The 24,140-nt window shown below is 62.5% G+C and carries 19 protein-coding genes; 18 read left to right on the top strand and 1 reads right to left on the bottom strand.

The genetic code is table 11. The features are described 5' to 3' along the window. Positions 1 to 6: 6 nt before the first annotated feature. A complete protein-coding gene (locus RPE78_RS11345; protein WP_406720604.1) occupies positions 7 to 2,784 on the bottom strand; it encodes a glutamine-synthetase adenylyltransferase in 2,778 nt (925 codons plus the stop codon). 132 nt (positions 2,785 to 2,916) lie between these two features. Here RPE78_RS11345 and RPE78_RS11340 point away from each other — a divergent pair, with 132 nt between their 5' ends. The 18 genes from RPE78_RS11340 to xylB all read left to right on the top strand — a co-directional run bounded on the left by RPE78_RS11340 (position 2,917) and on the right by xylB (position 24,139). After that, positions 2,917 to 3,219: an HNH endonuclease gene (locus RPE78_RS11340; RefSeq protein ID WP_339107062.1), complete on the top strand. Its 303-nt coding sequence runs from the start codon at positions 2,917 to 2,919 to the stop codon at positions 3,217 to 3,219. Between the two features lie 56 nt (positions 3,220 to 3,275). Beyond that, entirely contained in the window at positions 3,276 to 3,743 is a 468-nt protein-coding gene (locus RPE78_RS11335) for a YbaK/EbsC family protein (RefSeq protein WP_339107061.1), read from the top strand. A gap of 170 nt (positions 3,744 to 3,913) precedes the next feature. Beyond that, positions 3,914 to 4,408 (top strand): DUF2852 domain-containing protein, encoded by a 495-nt coding sequence (locus tag RPE78_RS11330; protein ID WP_406720603.1) that lies wholly within the window; start codon positions 3,914 to 3,916, stop codon positions 4,406 to 4,408. A gap of 162 nt (positions 4,409 to 4,570) precedes the next feature. Next, positions 4,571 to 5,401, top strand: coding sequence for an arginyltransferase (locus tag RPE78_RS11325; RefSeq protein ID WP_339107059.1), 831 nt, complete (start codon positions 4,571 to 4,573; stop codon positions 5,399 to 5,401). Between the two features lie 165 nt (positions 5,402 to 5,566). Next, a complete protein-coding gene (locus RPE78_RS11320; protein ID WP_406720602.1) occupies positions 5,567 to 6,661 on the top strand; it encodes a TRAP transporter substrate-binding protein in 1,095 nt (364 codons plus the stop codon). Positions 6,662 to 6,857: 196 nt separating this feature from the next. Next, positions 6,858 to 7,961, top strand: a complete 1,104-nt coding sequence (locus RPE78_RS11315) for a TRAP transporter substrate-binding protein (RefSeq protein WP_339107057.1) — start codon at positions 6,858 to 6,860, stop codon at positions 7,959 to 7,961. Between the two features lie 215 nt (positions 7,962 to 8,176). Continuing rightward, complete coding sequence (locus RPE78_RS11310; protein WP_406720601.1) at positions 8,177 to 9,463, top strand: LysR substrate-binding domain-containing protein; 1,287 nt, start codon at positions 8,177 to 8,179, stop codon at positions 9,461 to 9,463. A gap of 201 nt (positions 9,464 to 9,664) precedes the next feature. Next, on the top strand, positions 9,665 to 10,771 hold the full coding sequence (locus RPE78_RS11305; RefSeq protein WP_406720600.1) for an efflux RND transporter periplasmic adaptor subunit: 1,107 nt from the start codon (positions 9,665 to 9,667) through the stop codon (positions 10,769 to 10,771). Next, entirely contained in the window at positions 10,768 to 11,907 is a 1,140-nt protein-coding gene (locus tag RPE78_RS11300) for an efflux RND transporter periplasmic adaptor subunit (RefSeq protein ID WP_406720599.1), read from the top strand. The genes RPE78_RS11305 and RPE78_RS11300 overlap by 4 nt, the downstream gene beginning before the upstream one ends. An 11-nt stretch (positions 11,908 to 11,918) precedes the next feature. Further along, positions 11,919 to 14,969, top strand: coding sequence for an efflux RND transporter permease subunit (locus RPE78_RS11295; RefSeq protein WP_406720598.1), 3,051 nt, complete (start codon positions 11,919 to 11,921; stop codon positions 14,967 to 14,969). Between the two features lie 82 nt (positions 14,970 to 15,051). Beyond that, complete coding sequence (locus RPE78_RS11290) at positions 15,052 to 15,783, top strand: HAD family hydrolase (RefSeq protein WP_406720597.1); 732 nt, start codon at positions 15,052 to 15,054, stop codon at positions 15,781 to 15,783. Continuing rightward, a complete protein-coding gene (locus tag RPE78_RS11285; protein ID WP_339107051.1) occupies positions 15,780 to 16,742 on the top strand; it encodes a sugar-binding transcriptional regulator in 963 nt (320 codons plus the stop codon). The genes RPE78_RS11290 and RPE78_RS11285 overlap by 4 nt, the downstream gene beginning before the upstream one ends. 230 nt (positions 16,743 to 16,972) lie before the next feature. Continuing rightward, on the top strand, positions 16,973 to 18,292 hold the full coding sequence (locus tag RPE78_RS11280) for a sugar ABC transporter substrate-binding protein (protein WP_339107050.1): 1,320 nt from the start codon (positions 16,973 to 16,975) through the stop codon (positions 18,290 to 18,292). Between the two features lie 125 nt (positions 18,293 to 18,417). Beyond that, complete coding sequence (locus RPE78_RS11275) at positions 18,418 to 19,290, top strand: sugar ABC transporter permease (protein ID WP_330629630.1); 873 nt, start codon at positions 18,418 to 18,420, stop codon at positions 19,288 to 19,290. Between the two features lies 1 nt (position 19,291). Continuing rightward, positions 19,292 to 20,122, top strand: a complete 831-nt coding sequence (locus RPE78_RS11270; protein WP_330629631.1) for a carbohydrate ABC transporter permease — start codon at positions 19,292 to 19,294, stop codon at positions 20,120 to 20,122. A gap of 11 nt (positions 20,123 to 20,133) precedes the next feature. Beyond that, positions 20,134 to 21,141 (top strand): ABC transporter ATP-binding protein, encoded by a 1,008-nt coding sequence (locus tag RPE78_RS11265; protein ID WP_330629236.1) that lies wholly within the window; start codon positions 20,134 to 20,136, stop codon positions 21,139 to 21,141. An 81-nt stretch (positions 21,142 to 21,222) separates the two neighbouring features. Beyond that, positions 21,223 to 22,689, top strand: a complete 1,467-nt coding sequence (locus RPE78_RS11260; RefSeq protein WP_339107049.1) for a mannitol dehydrogenase family protein — start codon at positions 21,223 to 21,225, stop codon at positions 22,687 to 22,689. 4 nt (positions 22,690 to 22,693) lie between these two features. After that, positions 22,694 to 24,139 carry a xylulokinase gene (gene xylB / locus RPE78_RS11255; RefSeq protein ID WP_406721651.1) on the top strand — a complete coding sequence of 482 codons (1,446 nt, stop codon included), beginning with the start codon at positions 22,694 to 22,696 and terminating at the stop codon, positions 24,137 to 24,139. Position 24,140 lies beyond the last annotated feature (1 nt).

The raw sequence follows: 24,140 nt of genomic DNA, 5'->3' as shown, positions 1-24,140 counted from the left end.
GCCCCATCAGGGATCCACTATCTGGTTGATCATCGCGGCAGCCTCTTCCGTTAGCTGCGCAATCCTAGCCTGCAAAGTCTTAACATCCGGTTGGTCTGTTTCGCGCAAAAGGAAACTGCGCCCGCCCTCGCCGAGGGTGGCGATGTCCATACCGTTCTCGCTCAGCAGACGGTTGACCGATTGCAACCGCCACAGGAAGCGGTAAATCGAGGCCAGTCGCTCTTCCTGCGCATGGGGGATCAGCCCCGCCCGTCCGCCCGCGCGCAACTGCTGCTCGACCCTGCGCGCCGCCGAGCCTGCCCGCAAGGCAAGGCTTTGGGCCAACAGTTCGATATCCTGCAACCGCCCCGGCCCGACCTTGGCCTCCCAAGGCGTCTCGACAGGTTTCGTCGCAAAGATCCGCGCGCGCATCTCGGCCAGATCCGGCAGCACCCGCGCATCCCCGCCCCGCGCCCGCAGGATCTCGCGGCGCTGGTATTCCAGATCTGCCGCCAGCGACGGGTCACCGGCAATCGGGCGTGCACGCGTCAGGGCCAGATGCTCCCAGACCCATGCTTCGGTCATCTGATAGGAGCGGAACGCATCCAGAGAGGTCGCCACAGGCCCCGAGCGCCCCGACGGGCGCAGGCGCATATCCACCTCGTAGAGGCGGCCTTGCGGCATCTGCGCGGACACCGCCGTAATCAGCGCCTGCGTCAGACGGGCAAAATACTGGCGCGATGCCAAGGGCTTCGGCCCGTCCGACATCTCCACACCCTGCGCATCGTAAATCACGATGAGATCGAGATCGGAGGCTGCTGTCAGCCGCTCGGAGCCAAAGGACCCCATCGCCATCACGCAGGCTCCCCGCCCCGGTTGCGGCCCGTATTTACCGGCGAATTCCGTGCAGACCACCGGCCAGAGCCGCTCCAGCGCCACCCCCGCGATATCCGCGAAATATTTCGCGGCCTCGGTGGCATCGATCAGCCCGCGCAGGTGATGCACCCCGACATGAAAGCGCCATTCCTTCGCCCAGCGGCGCGTCTGGTCCAGAGCGTTCTCGTAATCGCTGGCTTGGGCAAGGATCTGGTCCAGCTCGGTTTCCAGCGTCGCGATCCCCGGCCAGGATTCGAAGAAACTGCCGCCGATCACAGCATCCAGCACGCCAGGATTTTGCGAGAGATAATTGGCCAGCATCGGCGAGGTGCCGCAGATATCCACCAAGAGATCGACAAGCTGCGGGTTGGCCTCGAAGAGCGAAAATAGCTGCACCCCCGCCGGAAGCCCGTGCAGGAACCTGTCAAACTGTTGCAGAGCCTCCTCGAAATCGGCGGCCCTTTGCAATTTGCGCAGGATATCCGGCTCCAGCCGCGCAAAAATCAGACGGGCGCGCGAGGATCGCAGGCAAGGATAGGACGTCCAGCGCGCCACAAGTGCAGCCGCCCGCTCCGACAACGCCGGACGGGGGGCCGCATCCTGCGTCGGAGCGAAGAAATCACTGGTCAGGGCCTCGACCTCTTCCAGCCGGTCTTTCAACTCTGCCATCCAGCGATCAGGGTCACTCTCGCCCATCATCGCGGCAATCCGTGCGATCCCCTCGGGCGCGTTCGGCAGCGTCTGGGTCTGGCTGTCATTGACCATCTGCAACCGGTGTTCGATCTCGCGATGGGCGCGGTAATGCGCGGTCAGCTTGGCCGCGACCTCGCGCGGGATCCAGCCCTTTTGCGCCAGCGCGGCCAGCCCGCCCACTGTGGTCGGATCGCGCAGATCGGGGTCCCGACCGCCCGCAATCAACTGGCGCGTCTGGGTGAAAAACTCGATCTCTCGAATACCGCCCGCCCCCAGCTTGAGATTATGCCCCTCGATCTTCAAGGGCCCGTTCAGCCCTTTGTGATCGCGGATCTTGGTGCGCATGTCATGGGTGTCCTGAATGGTCGCGAAGTCCAGATGCCTGCGCCAGACAAAGGGGCTCAGGCGGTCCAGATAGGCGGCTCCGGCCTCCAGATCCCCCGCCGAAGGACGGGCCTTGATATGCGCGGCCCGTTCCCATGTGCGGCCTTCCGCCGCATAATACAGCTCTGCCGACGCCATAGAAAGGCAGACCGGCGTCGCGCCCGCATCCGGGCGCAACCGCAGGTCGGTGCGGAAGACATAACCTTCCGAGGTGATATCCGACAGCATCTGCGCCATTTTGCGCGTCACCCGCACAAACCCCGCACGGATTTCCAACAGATCATCGGGATCGAACTGCGTCTGGTCGAAGAGGCAGATCAGGTCGATATCGGAAGAATAATTCAGCTCCCCCGCCCCCATCTTGCCCATCGCCAGCGCCACGATGCCGCAGGCCCGTGCCAGCGTTTCCGCCCCGATCCCGGGGATCTTGCCGCGCCGGATCTCTTCGCTCAGCAAGGATTTCAACGCCAGATCGACCGCCAGATCGGCAAAGGCCGACAGCGTCCGCGTGACCTCTTCCAGCCCCCATATGCCCCCCAGATCGGCCAGAGCGATCACCAGCGCGACGCGGCGCTTGGCACGCCGCAACTCGACCGCCATATCCGGCGGCGCGACCTCTGGCAGGCGGGCGAACTCTGCCGTGATCGCCTCTTCGGGATTATCGCACAGATACGGGGCGATCCAGCTCTTCTCGCGTTCAAGGAGCGTGGCAAGGAAAGGGCTCGTGCCTGCCACCCCCTCGATCAGGGCCAGAACCTCCGGCGGCTGGCCGGAATAGAGCGCAACAACCGTATCGGCGCGCTCCTGATCTACGACAATGGGCAGGCGGGATAATCTGGATGCAAAACTCATGGCTCAACAGTGGCTTGGCAAGAACAAGGCGTCAATCACAGCTTAGCCGAAATTTGACCTCGCAAGAATGCCGATTATGGTCTGGGTTAACAATGTTTGCGTGACGTCCCGATCCAACCGAAACCGCCTCCGATGACCGAAACCGACCCGATCTGCCCGCTTTGTCTGCGCCCGATCCCCCGCGAGGCGCGCCAGAGCCTGCACCATCTTGTGCCCAAGCTGCGCGGCGGCAAGAACGGCCCGACCGTCCTTTTGCACCAGATCTGCCATAACGAGATCCACAAGACCTTCCGCGAGACCGAACTGGCCCGCAACCTGAACACAGCCGACGCCCTGCGCGCCCATCCCGCGATGCAGCCCTTCCTGACATGGATCGCCAGCCGCCCGCCCACATTTCACGCAAGATCCAGCGGCGGACGACGCAAACGGCGCTAGGGCCTTTTCTTCCGGCCGCCGTGATGCCACGACAGGGACGACGGAAAGGAGATCCCATGAGCAAATCCCTCAAGCGCGTCAAAGCGGCCCTTGAAACCGCAGGGCTGGAAATCGAGATTATCGAAACCGAAAATGCGCGCACCGCACAGGACGCCGCCGATGCGGTGGGGTGCGAGATTGACCAGATCGCCAAATCCATCCTCTTCGAAGGGGCCGATACCGGCGAGATCCTGTTGTTCCTGACGGCAGGCGGACATCGGGTCGACCAGCAGCGCGCCGCAGGTCTGGCAGGGCAGCCATTGACCCGCGCCGATGCCAGCAAGGTGCGCGAGGTCACGGGCTTTGCCATCGGCGGCGTTTCTCCGGTCGGCCATCTGACCCCCGTGCAGGCGTTTCTGGACCTGCGCCTGACGACGTTCGACACAGTCTGGGCGGCGGCAGGCACCCCTCGCCACCTGTTCCGCATCACACCGGCGCAACTGGCCCATGCTACACGGGCCAGAACCGGCAGCTTCACCGAATAGGTAGCCGCCCGCACCCCTATGACAGCGGCGTATCATGACAGCGGCATAGGCGGGACGGCCCTATGTAAAAAATATTTACATACACTCTTGAACCGCCCCGCAGAGTCCTTATCTCCGGTTATGTGAAAAGCATTCACATCCTCAAAACCGCTTTCAGGAGCCAATGACCCATGTCCTATCTCGATGCCTCTGCCGCCCCTCGCACCGGACCGATCCGCCGCGCTATCGCGTGGATGGATGAGAACGGGCCACTCTCCTGGATCGCGCTGATGGTGGCGTCCTTCATCTTTGCCGGCCCGCTGGGCCTTCTGGTGCTGGGGTTCATCCTGTTCACCGGTCGTTTCGGCAAAGGCCGTCGGCGCCGGGCCGAAGCCCGCCAGTTCTGCGCCCAGCGCTTTGGCGGTTACGGCATGCATATGTCCCGCCCCTCGGGAAATGCCGCCTTCGACAATTACAAAGCCGAAACCATCGCCCGCCTCGAACGGGAACAAAATGACTTCGAAGCCTTCCTGAAGCGTCTTCGCGACGCCCGCGACAAAGCCGAGTTCGACCAGTATATGGACGAGCGCGCCCGCACCGCCGCCGAAGAAAGCCCCGAACCCGAGGCCGAACCCGAGGCGGCCTCGACCGGCACCACCCTCGACCATAAAGGCGATGCGAAGTAAAATCGCGCCTCATCCCGCCCAGCATTAAGGCAGTTTTAACCGCTCCCGGCTTCAAAAGGCCGGGAGTTTACCGTTTTGCCAGAACAACTCTTTCGTGAGGACTTGGCGCATGGGCGTGAACTTGCTACCTTATCGCCATAAACCTAAATCGCCGCGAGTTTCATGCGACATTCTCTCCCGCTTGCTCCGCAGTTTTACGTGACCGCCCCGCAGCCCTGTCCCTATCTGGACGGGCGCGCGGAACGTAAGCTGTTCACTGCCCTGCAAGGTGAGGGGGCGGAAAAGCTGAATAATGCGCTGTCACGGCAAGGCTTCCGGCGGTCGCAAAACGTGCTGTACCGGCCATCCTGTGCCGATTGCACCGCCTGTCTGTCGGCACGTATCCGCGTGGCGGATTTCGCCCCGACCCGCACGCAAAAGCGTATTCTCAAACGCAATGACTGGCTCAAGCGGACAGCGACCAGCCCTTGGGCCACCGAAGAGCAATTCGCCCTGTTCCGCCGTTATCTCGATAGCCGTCACGCCGATGGCGGCATGGCGGATATGGATATCTTCGAATTTGCCGCCATGATCGAGGAAACGCCGATCAAGTCGCGTGTGATCGAATACCGGGAATCCGCCGACCGTCCGGGCTCGACCCGCGACCTGATGGCCGTCTGCCTGACCGACGTGCTCGATGACGGGCTGTCGATGGTCTATTCCTTCTACGATCCCAGCCTGCAGAAAAACAGCCTCGGGACCTATCTGATCCTCGATCATGTGGATATCGCGCTCAAGGCAGGCCTTCCCTATGTCTATCTTGGCTATTGGGTGCCCGGTTCGCGCAAGATGGGCTATAAAGCGAATTTCGGGGCGCTCGAGATCTTCAAGGGCGGGCAGTGGATGGATATTGGCGATCCGCAGGAACATGAGAGCGAGACCCACCCGCTTTCGGTCGATCCGATTGCCGAACAGGTTGCCCAGATCAACCTTCCGGATGCCTCGAAAAAATAAGCCTGCACAGGGTTCTCCGGAGGAAATGCGCCATTTCCCGCAAGCGGCGGCCAAAACATGTCGATTGCGGCCAGAGCCCTTACATAAAGCCTTTACAGGGGTCGATTGTCCTGACAGGTATGCCGCCATTCGCATGACCCGATAAAACCTTCAGGAACGATCATCATGGACCGCCGCTCCTTCCTCTCTTCGGCCGCCATTGGCGCGACCGCCTCCGCCCTTGCTGCCCCTGCCATCGCGCAGGAAAAGCCGCAAATCACGTGGCGTCTTTCCTCTTCCTTCCCGAACTCGCTGCCCGCCCTTTACGGCAACAGCCAAGAGCTGGGCAAACGTGTGGCCGAAGCCACCGACGGGGCGTTCCAGATCCAGTCCTTCTCGGCAGGGGAAATCGTAGGCGGCCTGCAAGGGGCCGATGCGGCAGCAGCGGGCACTGTCGAGGTCGCGCATTTTCCGACCTATTATAACTGGGGCAAGGACCCGGTCTGGGCGATCCCCACGGCCCTGCCATTCGGCCTGTCCGCACGTGGCATGAATGCCTGGATGCGCAATGGCGGCGGCAATGACATGTTCAATGCGTTCCTTTCTGATAAGGGGCTTATCGGCTTTCCGGGCGGCAATACCGGTGCCCAGATGGGCGGCTGGTTCCGTAAGGAAATCAACACTGTCGACGATCTCAAAGGTCTGAAATTCCGCGTGGGCGGTTTTGCGGGGGCCATTCTCAAGCGTCTTGGCGTTGTGCCGCAGCAGATCTCGGGCGGCGATATCTACGCGGCGCTGGAAAAAGGCACCATCGATGCAACCGAGTTTGTCGGCCCCTATGACGACCAGAAGCTCGGCTTTGTGAAGGTTGCGCCCTATTACTACTATCCCGGCTGGTGGGAAGGTGGGGCGATGGTCCACTTCCTGTTCAACAAAGCCGCCTATGAGGGTCTGCCCGATCAGTATAAATCGCTTCTGCAAACCGTTTGCCAGAGCGTGAATGCCAATATGCTCGAAACCTATGATTACGAGAACTCCAAGGCCCTGCGCACGCTTCTGGCCGAAGGTGCCCAGCTGCGTCCGTTCAGCCAAGAAATCATGCAGGCCTGTTTCGAGACCTCCAAAGAAGTCTATGCCGAAATCTCGGCAGAAAACGAGACCTTCAAGAAGATGTATGACTCGCTGCGCGCCTTCGAGAACGAATATTATCTCTGGACGCAGGTGGCCGAGTATAATTACGACACCTTCATGATGGTGCAGCAGCGTCAGGGCACGCTCTAAGCGCGCGACGCAGGCCCGAAAATACCGCAGTTCCGAACCCGAGCCACCGGCTCGGGTTTTTTCTTGCGCGAGAGAGATCAAAAGCGCAAGCTCGGGCCAAGGAAATGCTGGACAAGCGGAATTGGTAAGGCAATATAGCCAAACAGGGTGACAAGAGGAGCGTCGCCCAGAGATTTTCTGACGGTTGGGAGGTAATATGGATCGTCGTTCGTTTATTCGCAAAGGTGCGCTGGGTGGTGTTGCGGCAGCAGGTGCCTCACTTGCAGCCCCCGCGATCGCACAAGAAGCGCCCACTCTGAACTGGCGCCTCACCTCGTCTTTCCCGAAATCGCTCGACACGATCTATGGTGGCGGTGCCACGATGGCAAAATATGTCGAAGAGATCACGGATGGCAAATTCAAGATTCAGGTTTTTGCCGCAGGTGAAATCGTCGGTGGTCTGCAGGCGCTTGATGCGGTGTCCAATGGCACGGTCGAAGCCTGCCACACCTGCTCGTACTATTTCTGGGGCAAGGATCCGACCTTTGCGCTGGGGACGGCTGTGCCGTTCAACCTCAACTCGCGCCAGCAGAACGCGTGGATGTATTACGGCGGCGGCATCGACCTGATGAACGAGTTCTACGCGAACTACAATGTCGTGGGCCTGCCGACCGGCAATACCGGTGCCCAGATGGGCGGCTGGTTCCGCAAGGAAATCAAGACGGTTGCGGATCTGAATGGTCTGAAGATGCGTCTGGGTGGCTTTGCGGGCAAGGTCATGGAAAAGCTCGGCGTCGTGCCGCAGCAGATCGCGGGTGGCGATATCTATGCCGCGCTTGAAAAAGGCACCATCGACGCGACCGAATGGGTCGGCCCCTATGATGACGAGAAGCTCGGCTTCGTGAAAGTGGCCCCCTATTACTACTATCCGGGCTGGTGGGAAGGTGGCGCCGTGCTGCACTCCTTCTTTAACAAAGAGAAATATGACGCCCTGCCCGAGGCCTACAAAGACGCGATCAAGGTGGCCTGTCAGGCAGCGAATGCCGATGTTCTGGCCTCCTACGACCAGAAAAACCCGACGGCGCTGAAATCTCTGATCGGTCAGGGTGCGCAACTGCGTCCCTTCTCGGCAGAGGTTCTCAATGCCTGCTTCAACGCGGCCAAAGAGGTCTATACCGAGCTGAACGGCTCGAACGAGAACTTCAAGAAAGTCTATGAAAGCCAGGCGGCCTTCAAGAAAGACGCCTATCTCTGGGCGCAGCTGGCCGAATATAACTACGACACCTTCATGATGATCAAACAACGTGAAGGCGCGCTGTAATCCAGCCGCACAGATACACCGGAAGGCCCCGCAAATCTGCGGGGCCTTTTGTATTGGGATCAGCGCGCAGACAGCCTGACCGCACAGGACAGGGCAAAACGGGAGAGGGCAAAGGGCCTCAATAAAATCTAAACCACTCCGCTTCTATCGTGAAAGGAACTGCCATCGGGAGAAGGTGCAATGCAGCATAGGCGCGGCTCATTACGGGGGCTTGCATGATCCCCCCGCGCCTCACGGCGGACGGGCTGGCCGGACTGCTGCGGCTGGCGGCACAGGCCGGTGCGCAGGCGGGCAAGCAAAGCGCGCAATTCGGCACCCTTTTGCAGGAACTCGGCAAAAGCACGGCGGCCGCGCAGACGGGCTCCGGGACACAGTCTCCGTCGCAGCCCTCCACCGACCCCGCAACCGCAACCGCCACCGCCACCGCCACCGCAGCAAAACTTGCCGGAAGCGCCGCAGCTGTGACAAGTGGCAGCAATAGCGCCACCTCGCAGACGGCGGCCCAGCCAGCACCGCCCCCCGTGACGCCGCAAATGCCCTCGCAGGCTTTGCCGAATGCGCAGACCGCCGGCCAGACAAGCACCGCGCAGGCCGCCAGCCAGAACGCCGCCGCATTGCCCGCGCGGATGATGACAGACAGCCTGCAACCGGCGCTGATACAGGCCGCCCTACTGGCCACGCGCAATGCCACAACCAGCGCGGCAGAGCGACGGGCACAGGACCGCCTGCCGCTTTCCTCGCAACTTGGCTATGTCTCGCAGGAACGCCCCTTTCTGGGCGAACTCGGGCTGCCTTTGAACACGGTCAAGCAGGTCTATGGCCGCGATAGCGAATTCATCCGCCCCCTGACCGGCGATCCGCTTTTTGACGAGCCGGAGGCGCAGCCCAAACTGCCGCTCTGGATCGGGGCGATCCCGTCTTTCGCGGGCTGGCTTCTGCCCGAACTTCTGCGCGGGTTGCATGAGGTCTCGCCCCGATTGCTGCGCGGTGATCAGGGGCGCCTCCTGCACGCGCTGGACGAAGGGCGCATAGAGGTGGCGCTGGTCCATGAGGCCAATCTGCCCGACACGCTGGCACAGATTCCGCTGGTCCCTTTCCAGCCTTGGGTTCTGCTGCCGCAAACCCACCCGCTTGCCACGCAGGACAGTCTCAAACCGCAGGATCTGGAGGGCGAGGCAATGATCGGCCTGTCGCTGCCCCCTGCACGCGACCTGTTCCCCAATATCCTGCGGGCCGAAGGTGTCGAGCCGCGGCTGGTGGAAGAATATCCCGACGACATCCAGATCCTGACCGCTGTGGCGCAGGAAAAGGGGTTTTCGCTGCGCGCCGCAAGCCCGCTCAGCCCGCCCGATCTCGCCGGTCACAAGATCGTCGCGCGGCGGCTGGAATTGCGCGCGGGGGCGGTCGATCAGGCGATACTGGTCTATCCGCTGGCCAGCGGACATTCCGTTGCGGCCGAACATTTCATCCAGCGCGCAAAAGCTCTGGCCGAAGCGCGATAAAAATCTAATCTTTCCCCCGAGATTGCCTTTTCTCCGAAAGAGGCTAATGTCCGCGCATCATTTGCGCAGACTTGCCACAACATCGAAAGACCATCGGGCAAGCCATTGACAGGCCTGCACATTAGGGCCAGCACATTGAGGGCCAGCCATTACCAGACAGCATCATCATGACGCTGGACCATCTATTGGAAAGGATCGGCGATGATCCGTCCTCGTTTCGGGGCCGCGCAAGGGCGCAAAACAACATATCTGTGGCTCGCAGGACTGCTATGCCTGACCACCCTACCGGCGCGGCCGCTTCAGGCGCAGCCGCCCGTCGCCGTTGAAATCACCCAGCCCCAGACCGTGCCGGCCCAGCATGATGTGCGTTTTATCGGCACGATCGAGGCCCCCGAAACCTATCCCGCCAGCTTCCGCTCGGGCGGGCGGATCACCCAGATGGCGGTGGATACCGGCGACCATGTCGCAAAAGGCGATATCATCGCCACGCTTGACCAGACAGCGGCGCAGGCCTCTCTGGATGCGGCCAAGGCCAGCCTGACCTCGGCGCAGGCCCAGCTGGACCAGACGCGACAGGCCCGCGACCGTGCACAAGGCCTGCTTGCCCGTGGCACCGGCACACAGGACGCGCTGGACGAGGCCACGCAGAATTTCCTGCAGGCGAAAGCCGGTTTCGATCAGGCCCAGGCCCAGCTTGAAACCGCACAGCAGGGCATGGACGATACCGTTTTACGCGCCATCGACAATGCCGTGATCACCGAGCGCGCCGCCGAAATCGACGAGGTCGTCAGCGCCGGTCAGGAGGTGGTGATGCTGGCCAATGAAACGGCCCGCGAGGCGGTATTTCAGGCCCCCGACATCGCCGGACTGGCCGGTTTGGCAGGCCGCAGCATCACCGTTGAAAGCCCCGCCCAGACCACTCCGCTGAATGCCAAGATCACCGAAGTCTCGCCACAACTCAGCGATACCGGCACCGTGACCATCAAGGCCCGCATCGATGATGCCAGCGCCCAGCCGCCACGGATCGGCACGCTGATCACCGGCCAGATCTCGCTGCCGCAACCGCAGCGCCTTGCCCTGCCGTGGGATGCGCTGGTGAGCGGCCCCGAGGGCGATGCCGTCTGGGTGGTGGACCCGCAGAGCATGCAGATCCGCCTGACCCCCGTCGAGATCGCCGCCTATAGCACGACTCAGATCGAACTGGTGCCGTCTTCCGCGATCACCGCCGATATGAAGATCGTCGCAACCGGAGCCGATGGCCTGTTCGACGGCCAGACCGTGACAGAGACCCGCGGAGACAGCCAATGAGATATGCCGCTATCCTTCTGGGCTGCTGCCTTGCCCTGCCCGCCTTCGCACAGGACGCCTCAACACAGAGCGAGCCGACGCAGAGCGGGCCGGACACGGCCACACCACGCCCTGTCATCACCGAAATTCTGGGCGAGGTGCCCACCGGCCAGCGTGTCTTTTCGGGCATGGTCGACGCGCGCTACGAGACCTCGCTGGCCTTTCGCACGGGCGGGCGGGTGTCGCGCATCCATGTCGAGGCGGGCGACCGTGTCAAACAGGGCGATGTTATTGCCGAACTGGACCAGATCACGCTAGAACAGGACCTGCGCGAGGCCAGGGCCGCGGTCGGGCAGGCGCAGGCCGCGCTTGATTATGCGCAGGCAAGCTATGATCGCGCCGCCACCTTGCGCAAACGCGGCGTGCTGGCGCAATCGGATTTCGAAACCGCCGAGGCAAGCCTTGCCGCAGCCAAGGCCCAGTTTGACAGCGCCCAGGCGCAGGAACGCCAGAGCACGCAGGCCGCAGGCTATGGCAAGCTGACGGCCCCTGCCGATGGCATCGTGCTCTCGCGTGCGATCGAGCCGGGGACATTGGTTTCGGCAGGCACCGAGGTGGTGACTTTTGCGCGCGGCGATGACCGCGAGGCGGTGATCGACATGCCGCAGGTTCTGGCCAGCACGCTGGAGCGCGACCAGAGCTTTACCGTCAGCCATCATTCCACCGATGTGCCCCAGATCAAGGCCAAGCTGCGACTGGTCGAGCCGGTCACCAATTCCAGCCTTGATACGATGCGCGCCCATCTGACCCTGATCGCGCCCAGCGAGGATTACCGTATCGGCTCGCTGGTATCGGCACGGCTGGATACCGGCAATGGCGAAATGCTGAGCATCCCCAAGGCGGCTCTTGTCGCGGGCACCCCGCCCAGCGTCTGGGTGGTGAGCGGCACCCCCCGCCTGCTGCACCGCACCACCATCACCACCGGCACCGATTACGGCAGCCGCATCGTGGTGACCCAAGGCCTGAAAAGCGGCGACGAGGTCGTGCTGCGCGGGCTTGACGCCTTGCAGGAAGGCGCGCGGGCCGGTCAGGGCCTGACCCTTGCGGGCGCGCCGCGCACCACCACGCCAACGGCACAGGAAAGCACGACAAAATGAGGTCCGCAGATATGAAGTTCAATCTTTCGGACTGGGCGCTGCGCAACCGCTCTGTCATCTGGTTCCTGATGGTCATGTCGCTGGTGGCAGGCATCTTGGCCTTCAACTCGATGGGGCGCGAGGAAGACCCCAGCTTCACCATCCGCACGATGGTCGTGTCGGGCAGCATGCCCGGTGCCACCGCCGAAGAGACGATGGAACAGGTCACCGACCGGATCGAACGCAAGCTGGCCGAGATCGACGCGCTCGATGTCACCCGCTCGATCACCTATCCCGGTCAGGCGGTGATCTATGTCGATCTGCGCGACAGTATTCCCGATGACCAGATCCAGCCGACCTGGACCCGCGTGCGCGAGCTGATGTCGGATATCCGCGGCGATTTCCCCAGCGCGTTCCAGGGGTTTTCCTTCAATGACGATTTCGGGGATGTCTATGGCAATGTCTATGCCTTTACCGCCCCCGATTACAGCCCAGACGAGCTGAAGTCATGGGTGCGCAAGATCCGCGACGATGTCGAGCGGCTGGATCAGGCCGGTAAGGTCGACCTGATCGGCACCCGCGACCGTGTGGTGACCGTCGAATTCTCGACCCGCCGTCTGGCGGCACTGGGGCTGGATGCGCAGACCGTGCTCAACACGCTTTCCACCCAGAACCAGATCACCCCCACCGGCACGATCCAGACCCCGCAAGAGCAGATCGGATTGCGGCTTACCGGCGCATTCCCCGATGCCACGGCGCTGGCCCATGCGCCGCTGCGGGTGGATGACACCTTCTTCACCCTCTCCGATGTGGCCGAGGTAAAGGACGGCTATGACGACCCGCCCGCCTCGCTGATCCGCTACGAGGGGCAGCCTGCGGTGGGCCTGATCATCGGCATGCGCGAGGGCGGCAATATCCTGAATTTCGGCAAGAGCCTCGATGCGCTGATGGCGCAGGAAGTCGCCAAGCTGCCGATGGGGATCACCCTGCACAAGATCGCCGACCAGCCGACGGTGGTGCAGGATTCGGTGGGCCATTTCGTGCGGGCACTGGCCGAGGCGCTGGTGATCGTGCTGGCCGTCAGCTTCGTCTCGCTGGGCGTGCGGGCGGGGTTTGTGGTGTCGCTGACCATTCCGCTGGTGCTGGCCGTGACCTTCCTGATCCTCGATCTGATGGGGATCACCCTGCAGCGGATCTCGCTCGGGGCGCTGATCATCGCGCTGGGGCTTCTGGTCGATGATGCGATGATCGCGATCGAAACCATGATCTCGCGGCTTGAGCGGGGCGAAAGCCGCACCAAGGCCGCCTCTTACGCGTGGACCGCCATTGCATGGCCCATGCTGACGGGCACACTTGTCACGGTTGCGGGCTTCATTCCGATTGGCCTCAATGCCTCGCAGGCGGGCGAATATACCCGCTCGCTCTTCTATGTGATCGCCATATCCCTGCTGATCAGCTGGATCGTGGCCGTACTTTTCGCGCCGGTTCTGGGCAAGACATTCCTGCCCGCCAAATGGAAGCACCAGACCCATGAGGCGGGCCGCCTGCGCCGCAGCTTCCACCGCGTTCTGGAAAAGGCGATGGTCCATCGCTGGATCACCATTCTCGCCACCGTGGGGCTGTTTGCCCTTTCGGTGCTGGGGCTTGGCCATGTTGAACAGCAGTTCTTCCCCTCTTCCGAACGCACCGAGCTGATAACCGATGTGACGCTGCGCGATGATGCGGGCTTCGAGGCAACCGATGCCGAGATCTCCCGCTTCGAGACATGGCTGAAAGCCCAGCCGGAGGTGGCATTCTGGACCGCCTATGTCGGCACCCCCGCTCCGCGTTTCGTGCTGACACTGGATGTGAAGCCCGCCGTTCCCAATGAGGGGCAGGTGGTGATCGAGACCAAAAGCCTGACCGACCGCGATAGCCTGCGGGCCAAAATCCGCAGCTATTCGGACAGCCGCGCGGGGGTGGAGTTCTACCCCAAACCGATCGAACTTGGCCCCCCCGTGGGCAAGCCCGTGCAATACCGGATTTCGGGCAGCGATTACACCACCCTGCTGGGCGAGGCCCGCAAACTGGCCGCGCTGATGGCCAAGGATGACCGCCTTTACGCCATCGACATGGATTGGGGGGCCCCTGCCCGTGTCGTGCGGCTGGACCTTGATCAGGCGCGGATGCGCCAGCTTGGCCTGACCCAGTCGGATGTGGCGCAGGTGCTGACCACGCTCTATTCCGGCACCACCATCACCAATCTGCGGCAGGGGATCGACCTGATCGAGGTGGAACTGCGGGGCCGCAAATCCGACCGAGACACGCTGGACGGGCTGAAAAGCCTGCAATTTGCCAATACCAGCGGCAATCCCATCCCGCTGACCTCGATCGCACATTTCGAATATGTCACCGAACCTCCGGTGATCCACTCGCGCGACCGTGTGCCCACAATCACCGTGCGCGGCGCGATTGACGGCACAGCCCAGCCCGCCACAATCGTCAATGACCTCGCGCCGCAGATCGCGCGGTTTACCGCCGCTCTGCCCTTGGGCTACAGCTTGGAAATGGGCGGTTCGGTCGAGGAAAGCGGCAAATCGCAAGCTCCGATCATCGCGATCGTGCCCTTCATGGTGCTGATCATGCTGTCGCTGATCATGTTCCAGTTGCGCAGCTTCCGCCTGATGGTGGTCGTGCTGGCGGCGGCACCTCTGGGGCTGATCGGGGTGGTGGCCTCGATGCTGCCGCTCGGCGCGCCGATGGGCTTTGTGGCGCTTCTGGGGGTGCTGGCGCTGATCGGCATCCTGATCCGCAATTCGGTCATCCTGATTCAGGCCACCGAGGATCTGCGCGCCGAGGGCCATGACCGCTGGAGCGCGATCTGGCATGCCTCCGACCAGCGCGCCCGCCCGATCCTGCTGACCGCGGCGGCGGCCTCGCTGGCACTGATCCCGATTGCACGGCAGATCTTCTGGGGGCCGATGGCGATTGCCATGATGGGCGGGATTATCGCCGGTACGTTGATCACGCTGCTGTTCGTGCCCGCCCTCTATTGCGCGATCTTCCGCGTCAAGGCGCCTGCGCCCGAGCAAGGGGCGCGCTAGGTCCGCCTCCGCCGATCACGGCAGGGCTTGGCGAAACCGGCCCTGCCGCGCTATAGCGGGAAGACCAAAGAGGAGGAACCCGATGGCTGGCCCCGCGCTGGTGATCTTTGATTGCGATGGCGTCCTGATCGATTCCGAGGCGCTTTCGGCCTCTGTCTTCATGGAAGAGCTGGCCCTGCTGGGAATGGAGATCGACCTCGACTATTTCGCCCGCAACTGTCTGGGGCGCGCCTTTCCAAGCGTCCGCGCAAGGCTGGAACGCGATTTCGGACAAGCCCTCCCCGAGGGGTTCGAGGCACATTACCGCACCAAGCTGATGACCCGCTTCTCGCGCGATCTGAAGGTCATGCCCGAAGTTGTCGAGGCCATCCGCCGGCTGGACAGGCCCTATCATCTGGCCACCTCCTCGGCACCGGCACGGCTGGCGCAATCTCTGGCCATTACCGGCCTGAACACGCTCTTCGAGGGCCGCTGCTCTACGGCTTCCGAGGTCAGACGCGGCAAACCCGCCCCCGATCTGTTCCTGCATGTGGCCGCCCTTTACGATGTCGCACCGCAGGATTGTCTGGTAATCGAGGACTCGGAGGTGGGCATTGCGGGGGCCCGTGCAGCGGGCATGCGGGTCTGGCGCTTTCTGGGCGGGGCCCATCTTGCCCCTCTGGCCGCAGCCCTTCCCCAAACACCGCAGGACCCCGCTCTGCTGGGCGGGGCCGATCTGGCCTTTGACAGTTTCGCGCAGTTCACCGCATTGCTCTCGGCATGGCCCCTGCGGCCGCTTATCCAGTCCAGCCCCTTTTCCGGAGCCTCCAAATGATCCCGTCCGACCGCGTCAATGAAGCCGAAGCCAACCTTCTTGATCTTGCCGCCCGCGCGGCATGGCTTTCCTTTGTGGGCGGCATGACGCAGGACCAGATCGCGCTTGAACTGGGCATTTCGCGCCAGCGCGTCCAGCGGCTGGTGGCGCGGGCATCTGCCGAAGGGCTGATCCGCGTCAGGATCGATCACCCGATTGCCGAATGTCTGGAACTGGAACAAAGGCTGCGCGACCGCTACGGGCTGCTCTCCGCCCGCGTTGCGCCCTCGCTTTCGGCCACCGGCGACCCGAATGACGCGCTGGCCCCCTTTGCCGCCCCTCTGCTCGAGCGGTTTTTCACCGACCCCGCCCCCAAGCTGATCGCGCTTGGCACGGGCCGGACCCTGCGCATGATTGTCGAGCAGATGCAAAGCCTTGCGGGCGGCCATCACAAGCTGGTCTCGCTGATCGGCAACGTCGCCCCCGACGGCTCGGCCTCGCATTACGAAGTGATCGTGCGTCTGGCCGAAAAGGTCTCGGCACCGCATTTCCCGATGTCGATCCCTGTGGTTGCCGCCTCCGAGGCGGAACGCGATCTCTACCGCTCGCTGCCGCATGTCAAAGCCTCTATCGATCTGGCACTGCGCGCCGATTTCGCGATTGTCGGCATGGGGCAGATGGGGGCCGATGCGCCGCTTCTGATGGACGGGTTCATCACCCCCGAAGAGCATGCGGACTGGGTTCGCGCCGGAGCCATCGGCGAGATCGGCGGCCACGCTTTCAACGCCGAAGGGCAGTTTCTCGACCACCCGATGTCGCGGCGCATCGTGGGGGCACGGGTGCCTCATGGCGATATGCAGGTCCATTGCTTTGCCGCAGGCCAGAAGAAGCTTCCGGCCCTGACGGCGGCCCTCAAAGGCCGCCTGCTGAGCCATCTGGTGACAGATGAGCGCACCGCGAAAGCACTTCTTAACGATTGATTCCCATTCTACTCTGGCGCGAACCAGCCATTGCGTCCCCCTGACAAGGGCCGCATTCCTGCGCGGAAGGAGAAGATATGTTACCGCTATCACCAATTTGCGCACATCCAAGCGGCGTTTTGCGCATATCACCTTTCTCCCCAGCGCAATTCACACTTGACTCACAGCCCCGTTCATGAGCATTTGCCCATAGAGCGGATAATTGCTCGTTTGAATTTTGGGAGGAATTCATGACCATGACAATCCGTGCCCTTCTGGGTGCTTGCGCCCTTGGCGCGCTTGCCACAGCTGCTGCAGCCGAAACCACCATTACCGTCGCCACCGTGAACAACGGCGACATGGTGCGGATGCAAGGGCTGATGGACGACTTTTACGCCAAACATCCCGACATCAAGGTTGAGTGGGTGACGCTCGAGGAGAACATTCTCCGCCAGCGTGTCACGCAGGACATCGCCACCAATGGCGGCCAGTTCGACGTGATGACCATCGGCAATTACGAGGTTCCGATCTGGGCCCAACGTGATTGGTTGGTGCCGCTCAACGATCTTCCGGCAGATTATGATGCCGATGACCTGCTGCCCGCCATGCGCTCGGCGCTGTCGGTGGATGGTACGCTTTACGCGGTGCCGTTCTATGGCGAATCTGCGATGGTGATGTATCGCAAGGATCTGGCCGAGAAGGCCGGTGTGAGCATCCCTGACCAGCCGACCTGGAGCCAGATCAAGGACGCCGCCGCGAAGATGACCGATAAAGACAACGGCATCTACGGCATCTGTCTGCGCGGCAAGCCCGGCTGGGGCGAGAACATGGCCTTCATCTCGGCTATGGCAAACTCCTATGGTGGCCGCTGGTTCGATATGAACTGGGAGCCGGAATTCGATAGCGAGCCGTGGAAAGCCACGCTCACCGACTATCTCGACCTGATGACCAAATACGGCCCGCCCGGTGCGTCGTCCAACGGCTTCAACGAAAACCTGTCGCTCTTCCAGCAAGGCAAGTGTGGCATGTGGATCGATGCGACCGTCGCGGCAGGCTTCGTGACCGACCCTGAAGAGTCCACCGTGGCTGACAAGGTCGGCTATGCGGTCTTCCCGAATAAGGAAGGCGTCGACAATCACGGCAACTGGCTGTGGTCGTGGAACCTCGCCATTCCGGAAAGCTCGGCACATAAAGACGCGGCGAAAGCCTTCGTCGAATGGGCAACCTCGAAAGAGTACACCCAGATTGTGGCCGACAAGCAAGGCTGGCGCGCAGCCCCTCCCGGTACCCGGACCTCGCTCTACGAGAACCCCGATTATCTGGCTGCCGCGCCCTTCGCACAGCTGACCATCGACACGATTTCGAAGGCCACGCCCGAGAAACCGTCGGTGCAGGATGTGCCCTATGTCGGCGCACAATTCGTTTCGATCCCCGAATTCCAAGGGATCGGCACGGCTGTGGGCCAGATCTTCTCCGCCGCTCTGGCAGGCCAGATGGGGGCAGATCAGGCACTTCAATCCGCGCAGGCCTTGACCGAGCGTGAAATGAAGAAAGCCGGTTACGTCAAGTAATCCACCAACCGCAATTATAGCTGCGGGCAGGTCCCCCTGCCCGCATTGCGCTATACACCACGGCCCCGCAGCGCGGGACCGTGGACCTTCGACCCAAAATCCAACCAAGCGTGCCGAGGTAGCCCATGGCCACGAAGCATTCCCGCGCCGCTGCGAGGTTGATGATTTCTCCTGCCGTTATTCTTCTTCTCGGCTGGATGATCGTCCCTCTGGCGATGACGCTCTACTTCTCCTTCCTGCGATACAACCTTCTCATGCCCGGCATGGAAGAATGGACAGGCTTCCTCAATTACGAGTTCTTTGTCACGGATCCTGCCTTTATCACGGCGCTGCTTAACACCGTGTTACTGGTGGTGGGGGTTCTGGCGATCACCATCGTGGGGGGCATTCTTCTGGCGCTGCTGCTGGACCAGCCCTTCTTCGGGCAGGGGATCGTGCGCATTCTGGTGATCGCGCCGTTCTTCGTGATGCCCACCGTCTCGGCGCTGGTGTGGAAGAACATGTTCCTCAATCCGGTCAACGGGCTGTTTGCGCATATCGCGCATCTCTTCGGGCTTCCGGCCTATGATTTTCTGGCTCAGGCGCCGCTGGCCTCGATCATCGGGATCGTCTCGTGGCAATGGCTGCCCTTTGCGACGCTGATCCTGCTGACGGCCCTGCAATCGCTTGATCAGGAACAGCTGGAAGCGGCCGAAATGGACGGGGCCTCGAAACTGGCGCGGTTTTTCTACATCATGCTGCCGCACCTGTCGCGGGCGATCACCGTGGTGATCCTGATCCAGACCATCTTCCTGCTGTCGATCTTTGCCGAGATCCTGGTGACCACCAATGGCGGTCCGGGCGTGGCCTCGACCAACCTGACCTATATGATCTATGTGCAGTCGCTGCTGCAATTCGATGTCGGCGGCGGCTCGGCGGGCGGTGTCATCGCGATCATTCTGGCCAATATCGTTGCGATCTTCCTGATGCGGATGATCGGCAAGAATCTGGAGGCCTGAGATGTCCCGTATCGTCACTCCCCGCCGCAAGGCGCTGACCACCGTGCTTGCCTGGGCTGTGGGCATTGCGATCTTCTTCCCGATCCTGTGGATCTTCATCCTGTCGTTCAAGACGGAAGGGAATGCGATCGCCTCGCCGCTCAAGGTGCTCTTCTCGGGCTGGACGCTGGAAAGCTACCATACCGTGCTCGAACGCTCGAACTACCCGCTATTCTTCATGAATTCGGTCATCATCTCGGTCGGTTCGACCCTGCTGGCGCTGATCATCGCGGTGCCCGCCGCCTGGGCGATGGCCTTTGTGCCGGGCCGTCGGACCAAGGATATCCTGATGTGGATGCTGTCCACCAAGATGCTGCCGCCGGTGGGGGTTCTGGTGCCGATCTACCTGATCTTCCGCGATCTGGGGCTGCTGGACAGCCGCATCGGTCTGGTCGTCGTGCTGACGCTGATCAACCTGCCGATCATCGTCTGGATGCTGTTCACCTATTTCAAGGAGATCCCCGGCGAGATCCTGGAGGCGGCGCGCATGGATGGCGCGGGGCTGAAGGAAGAGGTGCTTTACGTGCTGACGCCGATGGCGGTCCCGGGCATGGCCTCGACGGTGCTGCTCAACATCATCCTCGCCTGGAACGAGGCCTTCTGGACGCTCAACCTCACGGCTTCCAAAGCCGCGCCGCTGACGCAGTTCATCGCCTCCTATTCCTCGCCCGAGGGGCTTTTCTACGCAAAACTCTCTGCCGCCTCGATCATGGCCATCGCGCCGATCCTGATCATGGGCTGGTTCAGCCAGAAACAACTTGTCCGCGGCCTGACCTTCGGCGCGGTGAAATAAGGACATAAGTCATGGGACAAATCACTCTGAAGGGCGTGCGCAAGACCTTTGGCGAAGTCGAAGTCATTCCGCCGCTGGATCTGGATATCAAGGACGGCGAATTCGTGGTCTTCGTGGGCCCGTCGGGCTGCGGCAAATCCACCCTGCTGCGTCTGATCGCGGGGCTCGAGGATCTTTCGGGCGGGCAGATCATGATCGACGGCACGGATGCCACCGAGGCCCCCCCCGCCAAGCGCGGCCTCGCGATGGTGTTCCAGAGCTACGCGCTCTATCCGCATATGTCGGTCAAGAAAAACATCGCCTTCCCGATGAAGATGGCCGGTGTACCCACCGACGAGCAGGAGCGCCGCATCGCCTCGGCGGCCGAGGCGCTCAACCTCACCGATTACCTGCACCGCAAGCCCGGCCAGCTTTCGGGCGGCCAGCGCCAGCGGGTGGCGATCGGGCGTGCCATTGTGCGCGAACCGGCCGCCTTCCTGTTTGACGAGCCGCTCTCGAACCTTGACGCAGCGTTGCGGGTGAACATGCGCCTCGAGATCTCGGAGCTGCATCAGAAGCTCAAGACCACGATGATCTATGTGACCCATGATCAGGTCGAGGCGATGACGATGGCCGACAAGATCGTGGTGCTGCGCGCAGGCCGCATCGAGCAGGTGGGCAGCCCGCTCGATCTCTACCGCAACCCCGATAACCGCTTTGTCGCGGGCTTCATCGGCAGCCCCAAGATGAACTTCATCGAAGGCGAGCGCGCCGCGGCCCGCGGGGCCCATGCCATCGGCATCCGCCCCGAGCATATCGACCTCTCGACCACGCCGGTCGACGGTGCGATCGAGGGTCTGGTTGGCGTCTCCGAGCACCTTGGCTCGGACACCTATGCCCATGTGCAGGTCGAAGGCATCGGCCAGTTCAACGTCCGCGTCTCGGGCGAGGTCGATGTCCATGCCGGCGACACCGTCTGGCTCACCCCCCAAGAACATAACATCCACCGCTTCGACGAAAACGGTAAAGCGATCCGGTAAACCACTCTGGCAGGGGCTGGCGCCCCTGCCCCTTGCGGCCCCTTTCAGGTGGCCCCCACTCCATTTCAGATAGGTGCCACCATGGTACAGCTTTCCAACGCCACTCTGTCGCAACTGCCCGAGGCCGTTAAGCGCCCCAGCTACGACCGCAGCAAACTGACCCCCGGCATTGTGCATATCGGTCTGGGCAATTTCCACCGCGCCCACCAGTCGTGGTATCTGCACCGGCTGATGGAAGCGGGCCTGGCCCATGACTGGGCGATCATCGGCGCGGGCGTGCGTGCCCCCGATGCGGCCATGCGGGACCGTTTGCTGGCGCAGGATTGTCTGACCACGCTGATCGAGCTGGACCCCAAAGGCCAGTCGGCCGAGGTCGTGGGCTCGATGATCGACTATATTCCGATCGAGGACGGCAATGGCGCACTGATCAAGGCGATGACCGATCCGCAGATCCGCATCGTGGCGCTGACCGTCACCGAGGGCGGGTATTTCATCGACCCCGCCACCAAAGGCTTTGACGCCAAGCACCCCGATATTCTGCATGACGCCGCCAATCCCGAGACGCCGAAGACCGCCTTCGGGGCCATCGTGGCCGCGCTGAAAATCCGCCGTGACACGGGCGTCGGCCCCTTTACCGGCCAGTGCTGCGACAACCTTCAGGGCAATGGCGCGATCCTGCGTCAGACCGTGGTGTCGCTGGCGCGTCTGTCGGACCCCGAGCTGGCCGACTGGATCGATGCCAACTGCACCTTCCCCAATGCAATGGTCGATTGCATCGTTCCCGCCACCGGCCCGAAAGAGCTGGAACTGGTGCGCTCGATCGGCATCGAGGATAACTGCCCCGTCACCCACGAGAATTTCCGCCAATGGGTGATCGAGGACAACTTCTGCGCGGGCCGCCCCGATTGGGACAAAGCGGGCGCGACCTTCTCGGATGATGTGCACAGCTTCGAGACCATGAAGATCCGCATTCTCAATGGTGGCCATCAGGTCATTTCGGATGTGGGCGAAGTGCTTTCGGTTGCACATATTTCCGAATGTATGGACCATCCCAAGATCCACGCGTTCTACCGCAAGGTGGAGACCGAAGAGATCATGCCGCATGTGCATGCCGTGCCCGGCATGACGCCCGAAGGCTATGTCGCCCTGATCGAGGCGCGTTTCTCGAACCCGATGATTGTCGACACCACCCGTCGTGTGGCCTTTGACGGGTCGTCACGCCATCCGGGCTTCATCCTGCCTTCGGTGCGCGAATGCCTCGAGAAAGGCCTGACCGTCGAGGGTCTGGCGCTCGTCTCGGCGGCTTGGGCGCGCTACTGCACCGGCATCCGTGAGGATGGCACGGTCGTCGAACCCAATGACCCCTTCTGGGCGGACCTGCAGATCCGCGCCTTGGCTGCCAAAGAGAACCCGCAGGAATGGCTGGAAAACCGCCTTCTATATGGCGAACTGGCCGATGATGCGCGTTTTGCCGAGCCCTTCGCGAAATGGCTGACGATGATCCATGCGCAGGGCCTTGAAGCCGCGCTTGACGCCTATCTGGCCTGACCCGATGTATCTGGGCATCGATCTTGGCACATCGGGCCTGCGCGCGCTTCTGATTGATGATCAGGGGCGCGCCATTGGTTCGTCGGAGGCGCATTATAGCGCCGTGCATCCCCATGCCGGCTGGTCCGAACAGGACCCCGCCGAATGGATTGCGGCGTTGGAAAAGGCCGTTGCGCACCTGCGCGCCAGCCATCCGGAATTTGCAGCTCTCAAGGGTATCGGTGTTGCGGGCCATATGCATGGTGCGACGCTGCTGGATGCCGAGAATAACGTTCTGCGGCCCTGTATTCTTTGGAACGACACCCGCAGCCATACCGAGGCCGCGGCGCTGGATCACCTGCCGGTTTTCCGCGAGATTTCCGCCAATATCGTCTTTCCGGGCTTTACCGCGCCCAAGTTGATGTGGGTGGCCAAAAATGAACCCGAGGTCTTCGCCAAGGTTGCAAAGGTCCTGCTGCCTGCGGCCTATCTCAACTGGTATCTGACGGGCGCGCATGTGGCCGATATGTCTGATAGCGCGGGCACCAGCTGGCTGGATGTGGGCGCGCGTGACTGGTCAAGCCGCCTGCTCAGCGCAAGCCATATGCGCAAGGACCAGATGCCGCGTCTGGTCGAAGGCTCCGCCCCCGCCGGACAGTTGCGCGCCGATCTGGCGCAGGCGTGGGGCGTGGGCGATGTCACCGTGGCAGGCGGCGCGGGCGATAATGCCGCCGCCGCTTGCGGGATCGGTGCATTGACCGAAGGCCAGGGCTTTGTGTCGCTGGGCACCTCTGGTGTGCTGCTGGCCGCGCGTAACGGCTTTGCCCCCGCCCCCGCGACGGCGCTGCACACGTTCTGCCATGCGGTGCCTGACCGCTGGTACCAGATGGGCGTGATGCTTTCGGCCACCGACAGCCTCAACTGGCTGGCCTCGATCACCGGCAAATCCCCGCGCGAGCTGGTGGAGCCGCTGGGCGAGACCTTGCCCCCTCCGGGGCGGGTGCGTTTCCTGCCCTATCTCTCGGGCGAGCGCACCCCGCATAATGACGCCGCCATCCGTGGCAGTTTCACGGGGCTGGGCACCGATACGACCGTCAATGACATGGTGCTGGCCGTGCTGACCGGCGTGGCCTTCGGGCTGCGCGACAGCGCCGAGGCATTACGCGCCACAGGTGCCGAACTGGGCCAGCTTTTCGCCATCGGCGGCGGCTCGGCCTCGGCGCTCTGGCTCAAACTGATTGCGACGGTGCTGGATCTGCCTTTGGCCAAACCCGAAGCCGGTGAATTCGGGGCGGCCCTCGGGGCTGCGCGCCTTGGTCAGGTTGCGGCGACAGGCGCGGACCCTGCACGGATCATGACGCCACCGCCCATTGGCGCGGTCATCGCACCGCAGGCCGATCTGGTCGCCGCCTATGACGATGCCTATCGCGCCTTCCGCGCGGCCTATCCGGCCATCCGTGCCATCCAGTAAC

The organism is Thioclava litoralis (assembly GCF_045278885.1).
GTDB classification, from domain to species: domain Bacteria; phylum Pseudomonadota; class Alphaproteobacteria; order Rhodobacterales; family Rhodobacteraceae; genus Thioclava; species Thioclava litoralis.
This window is presented reverse-complemented; position numbering and strand designations above follow the sequence as displayed.